This window comes from uncultured Clostridium sp., assembly GCF_947039605.1.
GTDB lineage: Bacteria > Bacillota > Clostridia > Clostridiales > Clostridiaceae > Sarcina.
In genome coordinates this window covers 1-17774 of the sequence record NZ_CAMQZG010000017.1, presented here as the reverse complement: position 1 = coordinate 17774, position 17774 = coordinate 1, and the positions used below count along the sequence as shown (strand labels likewise).

The following is a 17774-nucleotide window of genomic DNA, read 5'->3' as shown; positions in this document are numbered from 1 at the left end:
GAAAAAATATGTTTGCTAAGTTAGATGGAAGAACTGCTAGAAGTATAAGAGTAACAATAATATTTATTTTGCTTATTAGTGTAGGTGGAAATATTATATTTTTTATAGATAAATATAAAGATTTAGAGTTTGTAAGATTTTATTATTATAGAGGTTTTTTAGAATTTGTAGCTTTATTATCTGTTGCTGCAATTGCATCAGGATTTGAAGTTGCTAATAGTTTGTCTAATAAGGAAAAGTCTAAATATAAAAAAAATATAATTTATTATATTTGTGGAGGTATCATATTTCTTTCAATAGGGTTTGCTCAAAACAAACTTAGTAATTCAGTATATATGATATTTGCGGGTGTTATAAATGCAGGGCTTATAATGCTTTTATATTTTATAAGTAGAAACATATGGATTATATCAGTAGAGCAAGAGAGTAAGGAAAATAAGTATTTTGCACCAGCACAATCGTATGATTATAAGGTTGAACCAAGTTGGAGATGGAAGATTTGGTTTAAACCAATTATAAAATCAAATATTAAGGATGAAGAAATATCATCTAATGGCTTGGTAATGAAGTTAGTTATGATTTGTGTAGTACTTGCTATACTTTCACTTTTAATTGAGATATGGGTACTAATAATAGTGGTTGTAGTATCTTTTACAATAGAGGATATTTTTAATTTGAATACTGTTTTATTTGGAACTTGTATGGGTATTGAAGTGAACGAAGATAGTGAGGAAGGAAGCGTTTATTATAGTTTAATAGTGACAGATTTTACGAATAAGAGAGAATGTAAAATTTATTATGGTGAGAATATCCCCCCTTATAGAGAGGGTGATAAGCTAAAGGTAGTGATGACCTTAATCACAAGAAGAAAGAAATCAGTGAGATATATTAGACAATAAATTAAAATGAAAAAGTAATCTACAAGATATGTGTAATATATATATCGTAGATTACTTTTTTTTATATTTAAAAAAAATTGTGGAAAATAAGAATATAGGGTTATTTTATCTCTAATAAAAGGTAAAAATGGATTATTTTGTTTATTTAAGGAAAGTTTATATTTTAGATATAGCATAGTCATAATATTAAATTATTCTATAAATAGTTTGAATTAAAGAAATAATAATTTATGGGGAGAATAAGGGAGAGAATTATGATGAATAAACAAATAAAGATATTAATAGCAGGACTGAGTGTGGTTGCAATAGCGACAGCAGGTGGCGTTTTTATGGGTAATTTAGGTGGTAAGAATGACAAAAAGGTAGAAGTTGAAAAAGAAAATGTGCAGGAGGATCAAGATAAAGTAGAAGATAGCAAGTTAGATGAACTTGTTGAGGATACAAAGGTTGAAGATGAGAAGAAAGATGAAGAGACAAATATAGAAGTAGATGCAGAGGTAGAAGATAATAAGGAACAGGATATAGAAACAGATAAAGAAACTCCATCAGAAGGAAACAAACCAAGCGAAGAGAATAAGCCTACTGATGAAGTTGAAGAGAGTTTAAAGGTGACATATTTAAATAAATTAAATGAGGCTAATGAGAAAATACAAACAATAAAAAATGAAAGTGTAGCAGATGCAAATAATGAGACTCCAGTAGTGATGATTGCATATGCTGAAAAGGAGTTTAATGTTTGGGATGCACAGCTAAATGCAATTTGGGCAGAACTTGGGAAGTCTATGGAAGCAAGTGAGTTTGAAACATTAAGAGCAGAACAAATGGGATGGTTAGATGCTTATAAAAAGTGGGAAGCAGATTTGGTTGAAAATGAAGGTTTTCAGAATGAACAAAAACTAAAAGCTATGGTATATAAGACAGAAAGAACTAAGGAAAGATGCTTTGAACTTGTAAATAAGTATATGTGATTTTAGTGAGTAATTAAATGTTTTGAGTAAAGAGTTGGTGTAAAAACTAGCTCTTTTTGTGTATAAAGAAAAACTTTCCTTTTTATGAATAATATTTTCAAAATTGCTTAAACTAGGATAGTAATGAATGAACTGATGGATAACTTATTTAAAGTAATCCACTAAAATTAGGAGGAATGGATATGAAAATTATGACAATAAGATTAGAGGATATTATGCACAAAGCTATGAAGATAAAGATGGCTCATGATGAGAATACTCTACAAGAGTACATAGTTGGGCTAATAAGTGATGATCTAGAAAAAGAAAATAAAAAAAAGTAAAAAAATAAAAGGTAATCCACCGACAAATATGCTGGATTACCTTTAATACAAGGGAGTTAATGTAATTAAACTCCGTTTGAGTGATATTATATCAATTCCCTTGAATGAATACAAGGGAGGACAAGTTAAATGGATAATTTAAATTTTGAAAGAGAAGAAATAAGAAGAGTTTGGGAGGGGAAATCTTGCTATATAGCAAAGGAAGTTGCGGAGATTTTTGGTCATGAGCAACCATCAAAAGCAATTAGTAGAGCTATTAAATATGATGGATTAGCTAGTGGAGAAGATTATGATGTGTTAACTAAAGAAAATTTAAAAGTTTTTAAAGGTAGGGTTTCAGGAAAAGGCTATGATATAAGCAAAGCGCCAAGTTTGACTATTTTATATGAGAGTGGAATGGATAAGTTTATAAGGTATTTGAATAGAGTATTATTTGTTAATGATGATTTTAGTAAAATAGATGAAGAAGAGTTGGAAGAAACTGAAAATATGATTGTTGGAATGTTTGAGGGAAAAGAAGTACATACATATATTATTAATGGTAGACCTTGTTGGAGAGCAACTGAAATAGCAAGTATTATAGGATATAGTGATGAGTCAAAAGCTGTGACTCAATGTATAAAAAGAGAAAATTATAAAAAAGGAATAGAGTATGAAGTTTTAAGTGGTAATGAGGTGAAAAAGGTTATCCAACCGAAGGGCGTAAAAGTAACCGGTTCAGGCAAACATATATCAAACTTAACTGTTTTTTATAAAAAAGGACTATTAGGATTCATAAATTATTCTCAAATGCCTACAGGGAAAATGTTTAGAGAATGGCTTAGGAACGAGGTTTTTGAGGAACTTATAGATATGGAAGTTGAAGATACATTAAGTGAAAGTAAATTTAGTATTAAAGAGGATAAGAGATATGTTGAAGAGGTGGATAACTCTAATAAAAAGCATAAAACAACAGAGTTTTTAGAAACTTTGAAGACGATAAATAATATGGTGGATGAAGATAATGATTTGAAAATAAAGTGTTTAAAATATATTTTAGAGTAGTAAATACAGAAGGGTTAGGTGAAAGCTAACTCTTTTTTGTTTAGAGATTTGTAAGTTTTAGAAATAATAAGTAATATGATATATAGATAGTATTCGTGTTGGGAAAATTTTAGATTAAATTAAAGTGTTATAGAGCAAATATAAACTAAAGATAAAGAGGGGAAAATCAATGAATAGAAAGAAAATAATAATAAGTATACTTGTGGTAGCATTAGTACCACTCAGTGCAAGGCTTCTTTACTTAAAGACAAAAAATACTGCATCAATATCGACTATTTCTAAGGTTACTACAGATGCAACTAATAAAGATATAGTATCTGTAAAAGAAGTACCAAAGGATAGAGTAAGTGTGGCCAATGATACACAGTCTAAAAAAGTTGAGTCAAATAAAATAGAAAATCAAAAAGGTGTAGGGTCTACTAAAGTAGAGGTTAAAAAGTCTGTGATAGTTAAAAATGATATAAAATTCTCTAGTGATACTTTAAATAGAGAAGATATTAATGGATATTATAAGGTAACAAGAAAAAAAGGTGGATATTCATATGCTAAAATGAGTGATAAGGGTTTAGCTGATTTTGTGGATGGTTCACATGGAATATATTTAGATTTCTTTAAATTTACACCTATAACTAAGGGTAGTGCTAAGACATTTGAGTACAAGTTAGATGGGGCTGTTGATTTTGGGGGATTTACTATAATAGATAACACACATATGACAGCGGTTCAGCCAAGTTTTAATGGGGATGAGGGAACTATGACTTATACTAGGATTTCAAAAGATGAGTATGATAAAGAAGTTTCTAAATTTATGCAGGATAATGATAAGTTTACAAGTCTTGGTGATTATTATTTTGGGAATAATGGATATGTTGGAACAATGTCAACGGTTGAAAAAACTATAAATATTGATGGACAAGAGTATAAAATTATAAAGTCTAATAGAGCTAATAAGAAAGTAATAGCAAGTTTGTATGGTCAAACTTATAATTATAATGTATATGCAGCAACAGGGAAGCTTACTGAGGATTCAGGAAGTTTATATTCAGGGAATTAGAACAATAGATAATAATTAAAAAATTTAGAAGAGGTTTTAGAGGTAAGAATATACTTTTGAAATCTCTTTTTTGCTTAATAAATTTAAAAAACAAATGATATAAAATATCCAATATTTGTTATAATTAAACAAAGTATAGTTTAAGATATTAAATTGTTGAAATGGTTAGATAATTATTTGAGGGGGACAAGCATATGAAAACTATTGTTTTAATTGATAGTGGAAGAAAGTTTATAAATCAACGAAATGAAATTTTAAAGGCTATAAATTTATCTGTAGAATTTAACTCTAATATTGAAGTTTTTGATATTAGTAGTGTGAATTTTAAGGAGTGTGTGGGGTGTTTTAATTGTTGGGTTAAGAATCCTGGGCTTTGTAATAGTGAGGAAAATAATGAGCTTAATAAGAAAATAGTGAATTCTGATAATCTTGTTATAGTTTCTGAAATGACTTATGGAGGTTTTTCTGCATCTGCTAAAAGGGTTATGGACAAGATAATTCCAAATGTATTGCCATATATGACTGTTATACATTCAGAGCTTCATCATGTTAAAAGATATAAAAAGTATCCAAATCTTTTAACTATTGGATATGCTGGTGAAATAATGCCTAAATATACTGATTTGTTTACATTTACAAGTATAGCTATAGGGCGTAATATACATTCAAAAGAAACAAATTCTATGATGATAGATTCAAAGTTTGACTTAAAAGTACTTATAGCAAAATTAGATGAAATTTCAAGTGATAAGGAGGGCAAATAATGCAAAAGATACTTATGCTAAATCTTAGCCCAAAAGGTAAAAATTCTAATTCAATGTTAATGCTTAATTATTTAAAGGAAAAATTTAATGAGAAAGAGGATACACAAAAGTTTGAGTTGTCTATAAAGACATTAAGAGAGTTTGGTAAGGATAGAGAAAAACTTTTGAAAATTATGAATGAAGTTGATGATGTGATTTTTGCAGCACCTCTTTATGTTGATACTTTACCTAGTTATGTTATAGAGTTTTTAGATTATTTATCAGATAACTTTAAGCCTACAAAGGCTGTTAATTTATATGGAGTTATAAATTGCGGTTTTCTTGAGCCTTATTATAACCTTCCGGCACTTAATATTCTTGAGAATTTTGCAGATGAGATAGGTGTTAATTGGAGATGTGGACTTGGTCTTGGAGCAGGAGGTTTTCTAGGTGGAAGTAAAGATAACATTCCTTTAGAAGCAAGAGTAAAATCTGATGTAAACTTTGCTTTAAATTCATTTACTGAATCATTCTTTAGTACAGCAGCTTTAAATGATAAGAATATAACTGCAACAGCTAGAATGCCTAAAAGGTTATATGGACTTGTAGCAGATCATAGCTTTAAAAAATTAGCAAAAGAAAATAAGGTGAAAATTAAAGATAAGCCACATTGTAACTAGAAAAGAATTGAGGAAAGTGTATGAATTTCAATTTATTTAGTGTGAAATATAGATAGTTAATAATAGAATGCTTATAAGGTAATGACTTACTTTGTAAGCATTCTATTTTTATTGTTGAATTTCTATTTTATTCCTTTAAAAGTTAGCAATTCTGTATATGGGAATATTTGATTTAAGTGTAATTTGGGTATATATATATAGTAGAATTGGAAAAATATTTTATTTGAGAAAGGGAATTTTACATATGAATAAAAGAAAAATAGTCTGTACGTGCATTATTTCACTTATTATTGGTGGGACAGCTACAATAGGAATAAATAAAAAAATAGAAAATAAAATTCTTTATAGTCAACATAATAAAAAGAACTTAGAGGCTTGTGTGGTAAATAACACAAGTGAAGGTTTAGCTTTATATAATGGAAGTGGAAAAGTTACATCATATGTTTCAGTGGGGGAAATGCTTTCAATAAGTAAAGGAAACAATAAAACTTTTGTAAAGGTTGAGGAAACAGGTGCAAAAGGGTATTTAAATAATCAAAATATTCAAATTATAAAATCAGGAGTTAATGATGATTTTGAAAGTTTGAACCAAAATGGACAAGTTATAAATGTTTCATCAATAGTCAATTTAAGAAAAGAAGCTACAATGAATTCAAAAGTACTAGAAAAAATTTCGAATAATACAAAAATTGAAATTATAGGAATAGAGGGAGATTGGTATAAAGTAAAATCAAAAGAGCAAACAGGATTTATTTATAGAGAATACATTGGAGTAAATAATAACAAAGTTAATGATGGTATTAAGAATATAGAACGTACTAAGATTAAAACTATAGATGAAAAAAATAGAATTTGTAGCAAAATTAGTGATGTTAATGCTAGTGAGGTAGCAAGTACAAATCATAATAGTAATATAGTTAAAAAAAATGATGATATAGTTAAACAAGTTAAAAAAAATGATGATATAGTTAAACAAGTTCATAATAATAATAATAAAGAAGCTAATAAAAGCAATGTTAGTAATGTAAATAAAAAAGAAGATAACACTAATATAGTTAAAAAGGGTAGTGTTAATATAAATAAAATTACTAAACAGACTAATAATAGCAATGTGGAAAATAATGAAAAGAATAGTAGTACTACAAAGAAAGAAAATGAAAATAAAGTAGTTAATATTATAAAAAAAGATAAGAAAAATATAACTAGTCCTAAAGTTAATTTTAATGTAAATCAAACAGAGTTTAATGTCAGTGAACCATTTACATGTAGTTTAGTACCAACAGCAGGTGCAGTGCAAGTATTTAAGACAGAAAATCCTAATTATAAGAAGTTTAGTTATAAGCAATTAGGAGGAACAGCTACTTTAGGTGGAAAAGAGTTGAAAATATCTTATAAGGGGAATATTGATAATAAAGTTCCAGGAATTTATCCAGTTCAAATGAGTATAAAACTTACTGATGGACAAGTCTATACTAGAAAGATAGATGTCAAAATAAAGGATTTACCTCCAGTAATAGTTTTAAAGAATAATATGACAGCAGAGCAGGGAAGTAGTTCACCATATAGTAACTTTATATTAGGAGCATACTCTGTAGAAGGAGAAAATTTAAGTTCAGATATTTATGATTATGGAGATCCGATAGGAGAGTTAAATCAAGCATCAAGATCATTTCAGGCATCAGGGCAAGCGAAACTTGATCTGTCAGTTAAAGATCAGTATGGTACAGTAGGTAATAATATAGCCATAATTGATATTTTACAAGGAGATACACCTGTAATAACAGGAAAAAATATAGTTCTTAAGACGGGAGAAAAATTTAATATTTCAGAAATGGATATTAAGGTTGAAAATGGTGGAATGACAAGATATTATATAACTAAAGATTCAGAGGGTGAAAATTCGATTAACAGTATAAATTCTAATAAAAAAGGTATTTATTATGTTTGGGTATATGCATCAAATCCTGAAACTTGGAATGAGTCAGTAAATATGTTTAAAGTTACAGTTTTATAATTTTATTAAAGTATTAAAATTATATTTTCTTGGAGGTATGTGAGTGATAAAATTTCCTATAATTGATTTAGAGTTAACAGGTGCTAACATTTTAAAACTTAGAAAAGTAAAAGGTTTATCAGTAAAAGATTTACAAGTATATTTTAAATTTGAGTGTCCACAAGCAATTTATAAATGGCAGTGGGGACAAAGTTTACCATCGATAGATAATTTATTTGCATTAAGTAAATTATTTGATATGTCAATAAATGAAATCTTAGTTGAGAAGAAATCAACTGAGGTTTTTTTTCTTTTTTGGAGAGTGTATATGACAGAAAAAGAGCTAGATTTATACCAAAAGTATAGACCTAGCTCTTTTTGTGGTTTAAAGTTTTTTAGCCATGAGCATAACCAGTGTTTGCATACACAGTCCAAAATGGCCAGTTTTTAGATTGTTTAGTATAGACAGTATATACACTAGGCTCTCCCTTAGTGAAAGTTATTTTTGTAACTTGATCTGGATTTGCATAACCATCTTTTTGCAGTGCTGTAAGTATAAGTGCTTTAGCTTCTGGTAATGTAAATGGAACAGCATTTAGCGTAAGTTTATTGAGTTCTAGAGTTGCTTTTTTCAACTCAGAAAATGTTATATTTTTTGATAAAGAATTATCACCATTAGCATTTATGAAGGCTTGAATAAGTAATTTATTTGAAGTTTTATCTAACCAAGGTTTAGCCCAAAAAGTAGCAGCATTAATACCATTAGAATCAGATTGATCTGCTATAATCCAATTTCTCATATATTTAGTAAGTTTATTTAAAGGAATTGGATTATTAGTAGTATTTGTGATAACGATACTATTTTTTTGAGTGGAAGAACTTTGTGAATTATAAGTTATAGTACCATTTACAGTATTATTTTCTTTATTTGATTGTGTAGCACTATTAGTATTATTAGCTATATTAGTAGTGTTCTGAGTATTAGCATTATTGTTTAAGTTAGTATGATAAGTAGTGCTATTGGTATTGTTAGTAATATTTGAATTATTTTCTGGAATTGAATTAGTACCTACATTTTTATTATTAGAATTAGATTCTGAAGTATTTAAACTACTTTGATTGTTTGTATTTTGTGCAGTAGTTATATTTTTTGTAGGTAAATTTGAATTGTTAGTTGTATTAACTTCTTTAGTAGGTTCATTTATGTTTTGTGCCATTGCTTTTTTTTGTGAAACTAAATCTTTAGCAACAAAAAATGCTATAGCAGCAAGAATTATAATTATTATAAGTGTGATTATTTTTTTCATTAGAAACTCCTTAATTTATATATTGGTTTGAGTTGATATATATTTAGATTACATTAGATTGATTAAATTTAAATCTCCTTAATATAACAATAAAGTGTTTCAGAAAAGAATATTTAGATTAGAGTTTATAGAAAAAACTCAAATATTTATCGATAGTAATTGGTATAAAATTTGTATAAACCTTGTGTAAGAAGTAGAGTTTTTTTGTTGTAAAAGATAATGATTTGTATTAAAAGAAATGAAGAATATTACTATTTAATGACCTTTCTTTCAAACTAATTAGATTCGTTGACAGGAAAAAAATGGTTTGTTAGTATAGTGCTATAAAGTTACTTTAGTAGAATGGAAATGAGCGGTTTAGCTAGTTAAAGAGTAATTATTAAATTTTAAGGGGCGTTTTTTTATGAAAAAATTATTATGTATGGGATTAATAGCAATAATGGGATTATCTTTTGTGGCTTGTGGTGGCAATGATGAAAAACCAGAGACTGATAATGATAAGCCAGCAGTTGAAGAAAATGAAGATAAAGAAGATGATAAAGATAATGAAGAAGACAAAGATACAGAAACAGATAAGCCAGATGAAGAGAAACCTAATATAGAAAAATCAGATACAGAGAAGCCGAATCCAGAAGAAAAACCAAAACCAGAAGTTGATGAGGAAGATAAAACAGAGAGAATATTTAAATTATCTTACATTGATGTGGCTGGAAATGATGTTGTTGTCCAAGATGGTGAGATTAAAACTATAGGGCTTGGAGTTGCAGATAATATTAAAAAAATAGCAGCAACAGTATCAACTAAGTATTTTGATGGAAAAGCTATAAATTTAACAACAATAGAAACTATAAATGATAAAAAAATTGCTGTTATAGATTTAGCTGGAGATGCTTCTTATTGGAATCAAAAAATGCAAGGAAGTGCAGGGGCTAAAGCTACAGAACATGCACTTATCAATAATATTCTTCAAGAGAGTTATACAGGGTATTGGGTTGATGGTGTAAGATTTACTGTTGATGGCAAGGCTGTGCAAGATACAGGACATGTACCTAATTTAGTAAAAACAACTTATAGATAATCAAAGTTTATATAATAAAACACGCCTAGATTTTTTAAAATCTAGGCGTGTTTTTTAGTTATAATACATTTTGTTTATAGTACCTTTACAGTGTGGAAATATAGGGTTAATAAGTTTTCATTAAAATTATTTTAATGATAGAAAATGATAAGGGAGGGGAACTATGAATGGGGAATAGTAGTTTTTCAAAAAGGTATTTAGCAGAGGAATTATTAAAGATATTATTAATATTTATTTCAGGTGGAATTATTGAATATTTCTGCAGGGTTAGAGGCGTTTCAGTATCTATAATTTTTATATCTTTATTTTTTACATCTCATAAACTTATATGTGTAATTCAATATTTAAATAAGGATAAGCATCATAAAATGCCAAGTGTTGGTTTTATGTGGAGATTTAAAGGGCGGAAAGGGAACAGGCTTAGTGATATAGAAATAGAAAGAAGATGTGCTCATGAAAAAAATTATAATATGGCATTTTTATTTCTTGCAGGGTATGGAATTATATCAGGAACATTTGATGTTATAGGAGTTATTTTAATTGCTTATTTTATTGTGTATCCAAAAGGATATAGTTTCCTTGATAAAAATTTGGGGACTTATTATAAATTTAGAGGTGAGTGTACTGGGGTTATTACTATTGAGAATAGAAATAGCAAACCATCATATTATGTTAGTGTTGTAAATTATGAGAAAAAACAGGAACTTGTAGTAGATGTTTCTTACGAAGAGATGAGGGATTTTAGAAATGGTCAAATAGTTGATGTTGTTTATGGAAAGTTTGCAAAGTCAGCAATTATAATTTACTAAATAAAAGATAAATATATTTGAGGGGGAAAAGATTTTGATGAATACAAAAGAAGAAATTAAGATAATTGTAGGGGAAGTTCAAAATAATAATATTTTAACTTTTAAGAAAGATTTAAAAGAGAAAGAGCAGTTAGTAAAAACATTAGTTATGGAATCTAAGGTAGAGAATAAAAGTAAGTGGGTTTTATTTTTGAGTGTATTTGCAGCTTTATTTATAGTTTCAGTTACATATATAGAAAGAATACATTTTAGTATTTTTATTATTTTGACAATTGGTCTTTGTGTATCTACTATAGGGCTAATAGGTGCAGTAATTAATAGGAAAAAAGGAATAAAAGATAAGATAGAAAGTATAGATGTGGAGGCAGTAGAAAGAGAAGTTATTTTAAATAAAGCACAAAATTCTATAGTTATAAAAGATATTTGTGGTGAAGTGAAGTTTAATATAGCAGATTATTTAGGGAGAAAAGCTGATATGCTTATATTTAGAAAAGGTGAGGAGTATAAAGTGTATAAAGTGATAAATGCTCAAGGTAATATTGGTATAGATGAGAAATCTCTTTTGAAGTACTTGCAAGAGAATAGATATGAAAATGAAAAAAATAAAGCAGTTTTAGAAAAATTTAAAAAAGAAAAATCTATTATAGATAAAGTATTTAGTAGGGATGTTATCTGTAATATTTAAAATTGTATATAGGTTATAGGTCTATAAAGTAAAAGTATCTTACACTAAAATGAATTTAGTATAAGATACTTTTTTTATTTGATATTTATTGTAAAACATTTGATTATTCAAACCAAATAGAAATTTCTCTTTTAGCATTGTCAATAGAGTCAGAGGCATGGACTGAGTTTTCTGTAATTGATAATCCATATTTTGCTCTGATAGTTCCTTCATCTGGATTCTTTGTAGCTCCATTTAATGCTCTTACTTTTGATATAGCATTTTCTCCACTTAAAACGATTGCAGTAAGGGGACTTCTTGTGATGTATTTTATTAATTCATCAAAGTAACCTCTACCAATATGTTCTGCGTAGTGTGTTGTAGCTTTTTCTTTTGATACCTGTTCCATTTTTATAGCTGTGATTATTAAATCGTTTTCTTCATACATAGCTAGAATATTTCCTATAAGGTTCCTCTCTACTGCGTCTGGTTTAATTAAAACTAAGCATTTTTCATTCATTAATATTGCTCCTATAAAATTGTTTACACTAACTAAAATATAATTAGCTTATCTCTATAAGTATATTAAGAATATTCTGAATATGTGATAGTTTTGCAAAAAAATATAAAATTAAAACACCTCTAACAATTAAGCTAGAGGTGCAACTAAGGATAATTTTTAATGTGATTTATTTATCTAAAACCAAAGAGAGATTTCTCTCTTAGCATTTTTAGCGGAGTCAGAACCATGTACAGCATCTTCAGTTAATGATACTGCAAATTTTCCTCTTATTGTACTAGGGTCAGGATTTTTAGCAGGTCCATTTAAATCTCTTACTTTTTCAATAGCATTTTCACCCTCAAAAATTATTGCAACTAATGGGCTTCTGCTAAGATAGTTTATTAGGTCATTAAAGTAAGGTTTACCTTCATGTTCTGCATAATGTTTAGCAGCTTTTTCTTCTGAAATATGTTCCATATTCATTTGAATAACTTTTAGATTATTCTTTTCATATATACTTATGATTTCGCCTATAAGGTTTCTTTCTACTGCATCTGGTTTAATTAAAACTAAACTTTTTTCTATCATTTTTAACATCTCCTAACACTAAATTTCCTTGAGGTAATTATATATCTTGATGAATATTTCTTCAATCAAAGAGAATTATTGCTTATGAAGAATGAAATGCTTTTTAGGTATTATATTGATTGTTTTTTAGGGGGAGAAAATGATAGATGTATTAAAAAAATATGGAAATTATAATTAGTCTTATAAATTTAGTTGGTGGAATAACTACAACAAAGTTTGAAGCACTTTAATCTATTCCTGCTTGGGATGAAGTTAACTCATATGATTTTAAATAAAAAAGCTCAGAATTAGCAAAATGTTAATTCTGAGCTTTTAATTTTATATTAGAAAAATCTAATAACTGTAAGAACTACTGCAAATACAATTAAGAATACTCCTACTATTTTGTTAAGAAGAGTATTATCAATTTTATTTGCAATTCTTGATAAGAATGTTGAACTTATAAGAGCAGAAACACTACAAATTATAAGTGCGGGAATATCAGTTCCACTTTGAGATATGTGAGCTATTCCACCTGTTAGGGCAGTAAAAGCCATTATAAATACACTTGTCCCAATTGCAGTTTTAAGGTCATAAGAAAGTACAGAGGTTAAAACTAGAAGTATCATAAGACCACCACCAGCTCCAATAGTTCCACAAATGATTCCTATGAAAGCACCCCATATAATTGTCATTATAAATTGTTTTTTCTTACTCATTTCTTTTTTTGCAAGTTCTTCTTTAGATTTTACTGGCTTAAATAAAAATTTAAACCCAAGAATTCCACTACTAAATATAGCAGCACCACCAAGTACATTATTTGGAATATCTTTTGCAAGAAAACTAAATAAGTACGTAAATATTAAAGTTGAAATCATCATTATTATTCCATTTTTTATATTAATATTTTTATGCTTGAAATAAGTAAATGATGAAATACTAGCTGCTAGGACATCTGATATAAGTGCTATACCAATTGCTTTATAAGCAGACATTTTTAGAACTGCTACAAGTATAGGTGTTATGATAGTTGCGGCAGAAAGTCCAACAAGTCCAACACCAGCCCCAGCTAAAAGCCCTGCAATTATAAATACTATAATAGCCAAAAAATCACCTTCTTTTGTAAGTTATATAAATACTGTCACTATGAAATTATACTCTTAATTAGTGAAAATTTCTTTCAAAATAAATTTTTACTAATTAAATGTATATACAAAATAGTCGATAATAAAATAAGTTTTATATAAAAATACATAGTATATAAAATGAACAATTGATATGTAAAAATAATCCAAACAATGTATAATTAAGTAGAAAAAGTAAGACTTCAGGGGGAATAATGATAAATATAGCAATATGCGATGATAATATGCACCAGCGTAATATTATGAAGAAGTACATAGGCGAGATAACTACGGATAAAAAGTATAAAATATTGGAGTTTGAATCAGGGGAAGCATTGATGGATAATTTCCCAGAGGATGTATCAATAATATTTTTAGATATTCAAATGAAAGAAGTTAATGGTATGGAAGTAGCAAGGTGGATTAGAACTTTTAATAATGATGTAGAGATAATTTTCATTACAGGATTAATTGATTATGTTCAGGAAGGATATGAGGTTAGAGCTTATAGATACTTGTTAAAACCAGTAGTTTTTGAGGAGCTAAAGAAACATCTTACGACTTGCTTAGATGAAATACAAAAAGATGAAGAGGATGATGAGGAGTCCCTTCATGTAAGTACAAAAGTTCAGACATATAGGATTCCAATTAGAGAGATAAAGTATATAGAAGTATATAGAAAAAGTATTACTATTTTTACAGATTCTAAAGATTACAATGTGAATTTGAGTTTAGAAAAAGTAGAGGTTGAATTAAAAGAACATAAGTTTTTTAGATGTCACAAAAGTTATTTAGTAAATATGAGTAAGATAGTTAAGATTACAGCAACAACAGTAATACTTGAAAATGGGGAAGTTCCATTGAGTCGGTATAGGGTAAAGGAACTAAAAGAAGAGTTAGCAAAAGTATTGGGTGATATTATATGCTAGGTTTTGATCCTTGGGATTTTGTTTTGATTCTAGGGTCAACAATAGCAGATTGGTTAATTTATGATTTTATTTTGAAAGAAGTAAGTCCTGTTAGAGTAGAAAAAAAAACAAAAACAACATTTCTAATTGGGATAATTACATATATCATTTTTTGTAACTTAGCAGTTGTAAATATAAATTTTAAATTGTTTTCAGGAATTATAATTAGTATTTTTTATTATTTTTATATTTATGATATAAACCAAAAAAAAGGGGTTATAATTCCATTAATATTTTGGATGCTATTTCTAGCATCTGATTTAATAGGTTCAAGTATTATCTCTTTTGCATATAAGCTTAATAGTATGGATTGTTTACTAAATAATAATAGTATAAAGTTACAACTTATTGTTTTAACAAAGGTTTTATTATTTCTAACAATACCAATAATGAAGTGTATTAAGTTAGTTAGAGAGTTAACTTATAAAGAAATTCTATGTGTTATGACTCCTATTATGTGTAATATTTTAAGTATGTTGCTAATAGGGACTTATGCATTTAACAATAGCAAAAATACTATGGGAGAATATTTTAGTGTTTTTAGTTTATCAATTTTATTATTAGGGTCAAATATTTCACTTATATTTATTATTTTTAATTTTATAAAATCGACTAAAGTAAAAACTGAGAATAAAATGATTAAAGAAAATTTAGAGTTGCAATTAAATCACTATGTCCAATATAAAGAAGTAGAAAATAAGATTAGAAAAATGTATCACGATATTAATAATCATATTAGCTGTCTTGATTCTTTATATGGAGAAAATGAAGAAGCAAGTAAATATATAGATGGAATAAAAAATGAAATAAAGGATTATAGTACTCATTTTAAAACCCAAAATCCTATATTAGATGCAATATTATATGAGAAAAATATTGTATGTCAAAAGGAAAAAATAGCATTTAATGTAGATGTAGATTTTAGTAAGTGTAATTTTATAGAGAGCATAGATGTTTGTACTATATTTTCAAATATTCTAGATAATTCAATAGAGGCTTGTTTAAAGATGAACAAGCAATCTAAAAGATATATTTATATAAAGGGAACTGTTGTTAAGGGGTTTTATATTATTAAATGTGAAAATTCTAAAGTAAATAGAATAGAAATTGAAGAAGATGAAATTATTACAAGCAAAGAAGATAATTTCAAACATGGAATTGGGCTAACTAATATACTAGGTGCAATCAATAAATATGAGGGTGAAATGACAACTGATTATACTAAAACAGTTTTTAAATTAGTGATTTTGATACCTTTAAATTAAAAAAAGTGACAGTTGTACCCATAAAACGACCAGATAGGCAAAAACTATTGATTGGAATAAATTAACATGTTATTCTTAGTTCATAGAAAAGTTGAGGTGAGGAAATGATTCAATCTTATGCAAACAAGCTAACACTTTTTCTAATGAAAAGTGAAACAATAGATAAAGAGGAAGAAGAAATTTACCAATATGGCTTTGAAGTACTAATAGCATTTTTAGTTAATATTATTGCTATATTAGGTGTTGCTTCAATATTTGGAAAGTTTACACAAACAATAGCTTTTCTTATATGTTATTGCTGTTTAAGACAATATGCAGGAGGATTCCATGCTAGTAATTATAAGAAATGTCTTCTATTATTTATATGTCTTTATACAAGCAATATAGTAATTTTAGAAACTCTTATGAGTTATGGTTTAAGAAACTTAATTTTTATAATAAGTGTTATTAGTTATATTGGTATTTGTCTAATAGGACCTATGGAGTCTGAAAACAATGAATTAGATGAAGATCAATTAATAAAATATAAAAAAATAACAAGATGTATAGCATCTATAATTTTATTAGTTTCAATTTTAATATATGGTTCTATATATTCAATTTATATAGGTTCAGCATTAATTTTGACATCAATAATGTTAGTTTTAGAATTAAAGAGAAAGAAGGGGTAAAAAATGAATAAATTTATAGCAAATATCGTAAGTAACCTTGGGAAAGCAGCTTTTAAATCAGCAGAATTATCAGCTAATACAACATGCACATGGATATCACACCAACCAAAAACACCAAAGAACTTAAAAAAATATACAAAGAAATAATTAAATTCGACATTAATTATTGAAATCTGAATATCCCTATAATATAATTTTTTACCATGAATTTTATATAGGGATATTTTTTTATAAAATAAATGGGTAAATTGATTAGAAAACTATAAGATAGAATATCTTATTTATATAAAATAAAAAATGAAAGTAGTAAGGGGGCTTAGAAATGGAAGGTTTAACTGTAAGGAGAGAGCTTTTTATATCATTAGCAGCATTAGTTTTTTTAGCTTGTTTTGGTATTATAGTTATAACACAAATATTATGATTTTTTTCAGAAGAGGGTCTTTTTTTGAATTAGCAGTAGATGTTAGTTTTAAAAAGGACCTTTTTATTTTTCTAGGAAATGATTTTTTGATAAAGAAAATATTAAACATGTGATATTTTGAAAAATAGGGGGAGGTATGAAAAAACAAATAGAGACGAATGATTATAGTAATACATTCGTCTCTATTTATAATTCTTTCTACTCAAAGATGAGTAAGGATTGAAATATTATTTTGTATAATATTTAATTAAAATCTATTGAATAAACTAACTATTATAAATAGTAGTTATGACTATTTATATCATTTTAATTAGTTTGCATAACACCTTGGGCGTTAAAGAAGTAAGTTTTACCATCAATTGTCTTAGAGCCTTTTACCATAGCGCCATTTGATGGATTAAAGTAATAACTTGCTCCCCATTCTTCGATCCAACCTTTTAACATTACATTATCTGGATTGAAAACATGGTATGAACCATTTATTACTTCCCATTTTCTTTGAAGTATTCCAGCACTATTGAATATATAAGTTGCATTATCTATTATATGTGTTCCTACCACTTTTACGCCATTTGATCCTAAATAGAATGTTTGGCCATTTGATTGTTTAAGCCATTCATTTCTTCTCATTGCTCCATCATTATTGAAGTAATACCATGAGTCCCATTGTTCAATCCATCCTGTTAACATCGTA

Annotated in this window: 20 protein-coding genes and 1 pseudogene; 16 read left to right on the top strand and 5 right to left on the bottom strand. The window is 27.4% G+C overall.

Features of this window, described 5'->3' with window-relative positions:
• Positions 1 to 8: 8 nt before the first annotated feature.
• The 9 genes from Q0V24_RS08020 to Q0V24_RS17100 all read left to right on the top strand — a co-directional run bounded on the left by Q0V24_RS08020 (position 9) and on the right by Q0V24_RS17100 (position 8155).
• A complete protein-coding gene (locus Q0V24_RS08020) occupies positions 9 to 899 on the top strand; it encodes a hypothetical protein (RefSeq protein WP_297520238.1) in 891 nt (296 codons plus the stop codon).
• Positions 900 to 1153: 254 nt separating this feature from the next.
• Positions 1154 to 1867: a lysozyme inhibitor LprI family protein gene (locus tag Q0V24_RS08015; RefSeq protein ID WP_297520237.1), complete on the top strand. Its 714-nt coding sequence runs from the start codon at positions 1154 to 1156 to the stop codon at positions 1865 to 1867.
• Between the two features lie 182 nt (positions 1868 to 2049).
• Positions 2050 to 2190, top strand: a complete 141-nt coding sequence (locus Q0V24_RS08010; protein WP_297520235.1) for a hypothetical protein — start codon at positions 2050 to 2052, stop codon at positions 2188 to 2190.
• A 129-nt stretch (positions 2191 to 2319) separates the two neighbouring features.
• Positions 2320 to 3234 (top strand): Bro-N domain-containing protein, encoded by a 915-nt coding sequence (locus tag Q0V24_RS08005; protein ID WP_297520233.1) that lies wholly within the window; start codon positions 2320 to 2322, stop codon positions 3232 to 3234.
• 169 nt (positions 3235 to 3403) lie between these two features.
• Positions 3404 to 4288 (top strand): hypothetical protein, encoded by an 885-nt coding sequence (locus Q0V24_RS08000; RefSeq protein ID WP_297520231.1) that lies wholly within the window; start codon positions 3404 to 3406, stop codon positions 4286 to 4288.
• Positions 4289 to 4482: 194 nt separating this feature from the next.
• Positions 4483 to 5052 carry a hypothetical protein gene (locus tag Q0V24_RS07995; protein WP_297520229.1) on the top strand — a complete coding sequence of 190 codons (570 nt, stop codon included), beginning with the start codon at positions 4483 to 4485 and terminating at the stop codon, positions 5050 to 5052.
• On the top strand, positions 5052 to 5711 hold the full coding sequence (locus Q0V24_RS07990; protein WP_297520227.1) for an NAD(P)H-dependent oxidoreductase: 660 nt from the start codon (positions 5052 to 5054) through the stop codon (positions 5709 to 5711). The genes Q0V24_RS07995 and Q0V24_RS07990 overlap by 1 nt, the downstream gene beginning before the upstream one ends.
• A gap of 244 nt (positions 5712 to 5955) precedes the next feature.
• Complete coding sequence (locus tag Q0V24_RS07985; RefSeq protein WP_297520225.1) at positions 5956 to 7725, top strand: SH3 domain-containing protein; 1770 nt, start codon at positions 5956 to 5958, stop codon at positions 7723 to 7725.
• Between the two features lie 43 nt (positions 7726 to 7768).
• Entirely contained in the window at positions 7769 to 8155 is a 387-nt protein-coding gene (locus Q0V24_RS17100; RefSeq protein WP_366938289.1) for a helix-turn-helix transcriptional regulator, read from the top strand.
• On the opposite strand, the gene Q0V24_RS07975 is transcribed toward Q0V24_RS17100, so the two are convergent.
• Positions 8100 to 9011, bottom strand: coding sequence for a hypothetical protein (locus tag Q0V24_RS07975; protein WP_297520223.1), 912 nt, complete (start codon positions 9009 to 9011; stop codon positions 8100 to 8102). The two genes, Q0V24_RS17100 and Q0V24_RS07975, sit on opposite strands and share 56 nt — an antisense overlap.
• 403 nt (positions 9012 to 9414) lie before the next feature.
• On the opposite strand from Q0V24_RS07975, the gene Q0V24_RS07970 reads away from it, so the two are divergent.
• The 3 genes from Q0V24_RS07970 to Q0V24_RS07960 all read left to right on the top strand — a co-directional run bounded on the left by Q0V24_RS07970 (position 9415) and on the right by Q0V24_RS07960 (position 11583).
• Positions 9415 to 10089 carry a hypothetical protein gene (locus Q0V24_RS07970; RefSeq protein ID WP_297520221.1) on the top strand — a complete coding sequence of 225 codons (675 nt, stop codon included), beginning with the start codon at positions 9415 to 9417 and terminating at the stop codon, positions 10087 to 10089.
• 167 nt (positions 10090 to 10256) lie between these two features.
• Positions 10257 to 10898 carry a hypothetical protein gene (locus tag Q0V24_RS07965; RefSeq protein WP_297520219.1) on the top strand — a complete coding sequence of 214 codons (642 nt, stop codon included), beginning with the start codon at positions 10257 to 10259 and terminating at the stop codon, positions 10896 to 10898.
• Positions 10899 to 10932: 34 nt separating this feature from the next.
• The gene (locus tag Q0V24_RS07960) at positions 10933 to 11583 is read left to right on the top strand and encodes a hypothetical protein (protein WP_297520217.1); all 651 of its coding nucleotides are present in this window, start codon (positions 10933 to 10935) and stop codon (positions 11581 to 11583) included.
• 103 nt (positions 11584 to 11686) lie between these two features.
• Here the strand turns inward: Q0V24_RS07960 and ndk (Q0V24_RS07955) are convergent, their stop codons facing one another.
• From ndk (Q0V24_RS07955) to Q0V24_RS07945, 3 genes are all read right to left on the bottom strand, one after another.
• Entirely contained in the window at positions 11687 to 12082 is a 396-nt protein-coding gene (ndk, locus tag Q0V24_RS07955; RefSeq protein ID WP_297520215.1) for a nucleoside-diphosphate kinase, read from the bottom strand.
• A 177-nt stretch (positions 12083 to 12259) separates the two neighbouring features.
• Positions 12260 to 12652, bottom strand: a complete 393-nt coding sequence (gene ndk / locus Q0V24_RS07950) for a nucleoside-diphosphate kinase (protein WP_297520213.1) — start codon at positions 12650 to 12652, stop codon at positions 12260 to 12262.
• Positions 12653 to 12975: 323 nt separating this feature from the next.
• Positions 12976 to 13737, bottom strand: coding sequence for a sulfite exporter TauE/SafE family protein (locus Q0V24_RS07945; protein WP_297520211.1), 762 nt, complete (start codon positions 13735 to 13737; stop codon positions 12976 to 12978).
• Positions 13738 to 13970: 233 nt separating this feature from the next.
• Here Q0V24_RS07945 and Q0V24_RS07940 point away from each other — a divergent pair, with 233 nt between their 5' ends.
• From Q0V24_RS07940 to Q0V24_RS07925, 4 genes are all read left to right on the top strand, one after another.
• Positions 13971 to 14684 carry a LytTR family DNA-binding domain-containing protein gene (locus Q0V24_RS07940; RefSeq protein ID WP_297520209.1) on the top strand — a complete coding sequence of 238 codons (714 nt, stop codon included), beginning with the start codon at positions 13971 to 13973 and terminating at the stop codon, positions 14682 to 14684.
• Positions 14678 to 15988, top strand: coding sequence for a sensor histidine kinase (locus Q0V24_RS07935; RefSeq protein ID WP_297520207.1), 1311 nt, complete (start codon positions 14678 to 14680; stop codon positions 15986 to 15988). Before Q0V24_RS07940 ends, Q0V24_RS07935 begins: the two co-directional genes overlap by 7 nt.
• Before the next feature lie 104 nt (positions 15989 to 16092).
• Complete coding sequence (locus Q0V24_RS07930) at positions 16093 to 16659, top strand: accessory gene regulator ArgB-like protein (RefSeq protein ID WP_297520205.1); 567 nt, start codon at positions 16093 to 16095, stop codon at positions 16657 to 16659.
• A 3-nt stretch (positions 16660 to 16662) separates the two neighbouring features.
• On the top strand, positions 16663 to 16806 hold the full coding sequence (locus tag Q0V24_RS07925; protein ID WP_297520203.1) for a cyclic lactone autoinducer peptide: 144 nt from the start codon (positions 16663 to 16665) through the stop codon (positions 16804 to 16806).
• Between the two features lie 580 nt (positions 16807 to 17386).
• Here Q0V24_RS07925 and Q0V24_RS07920 read toward each other — a convergent pair.
• Positions 17387 to 17774: pseudogene (locus tag Q0V24_RS07920) on the bottom strand (cell wall hydrolase); the annotation flags it as partial.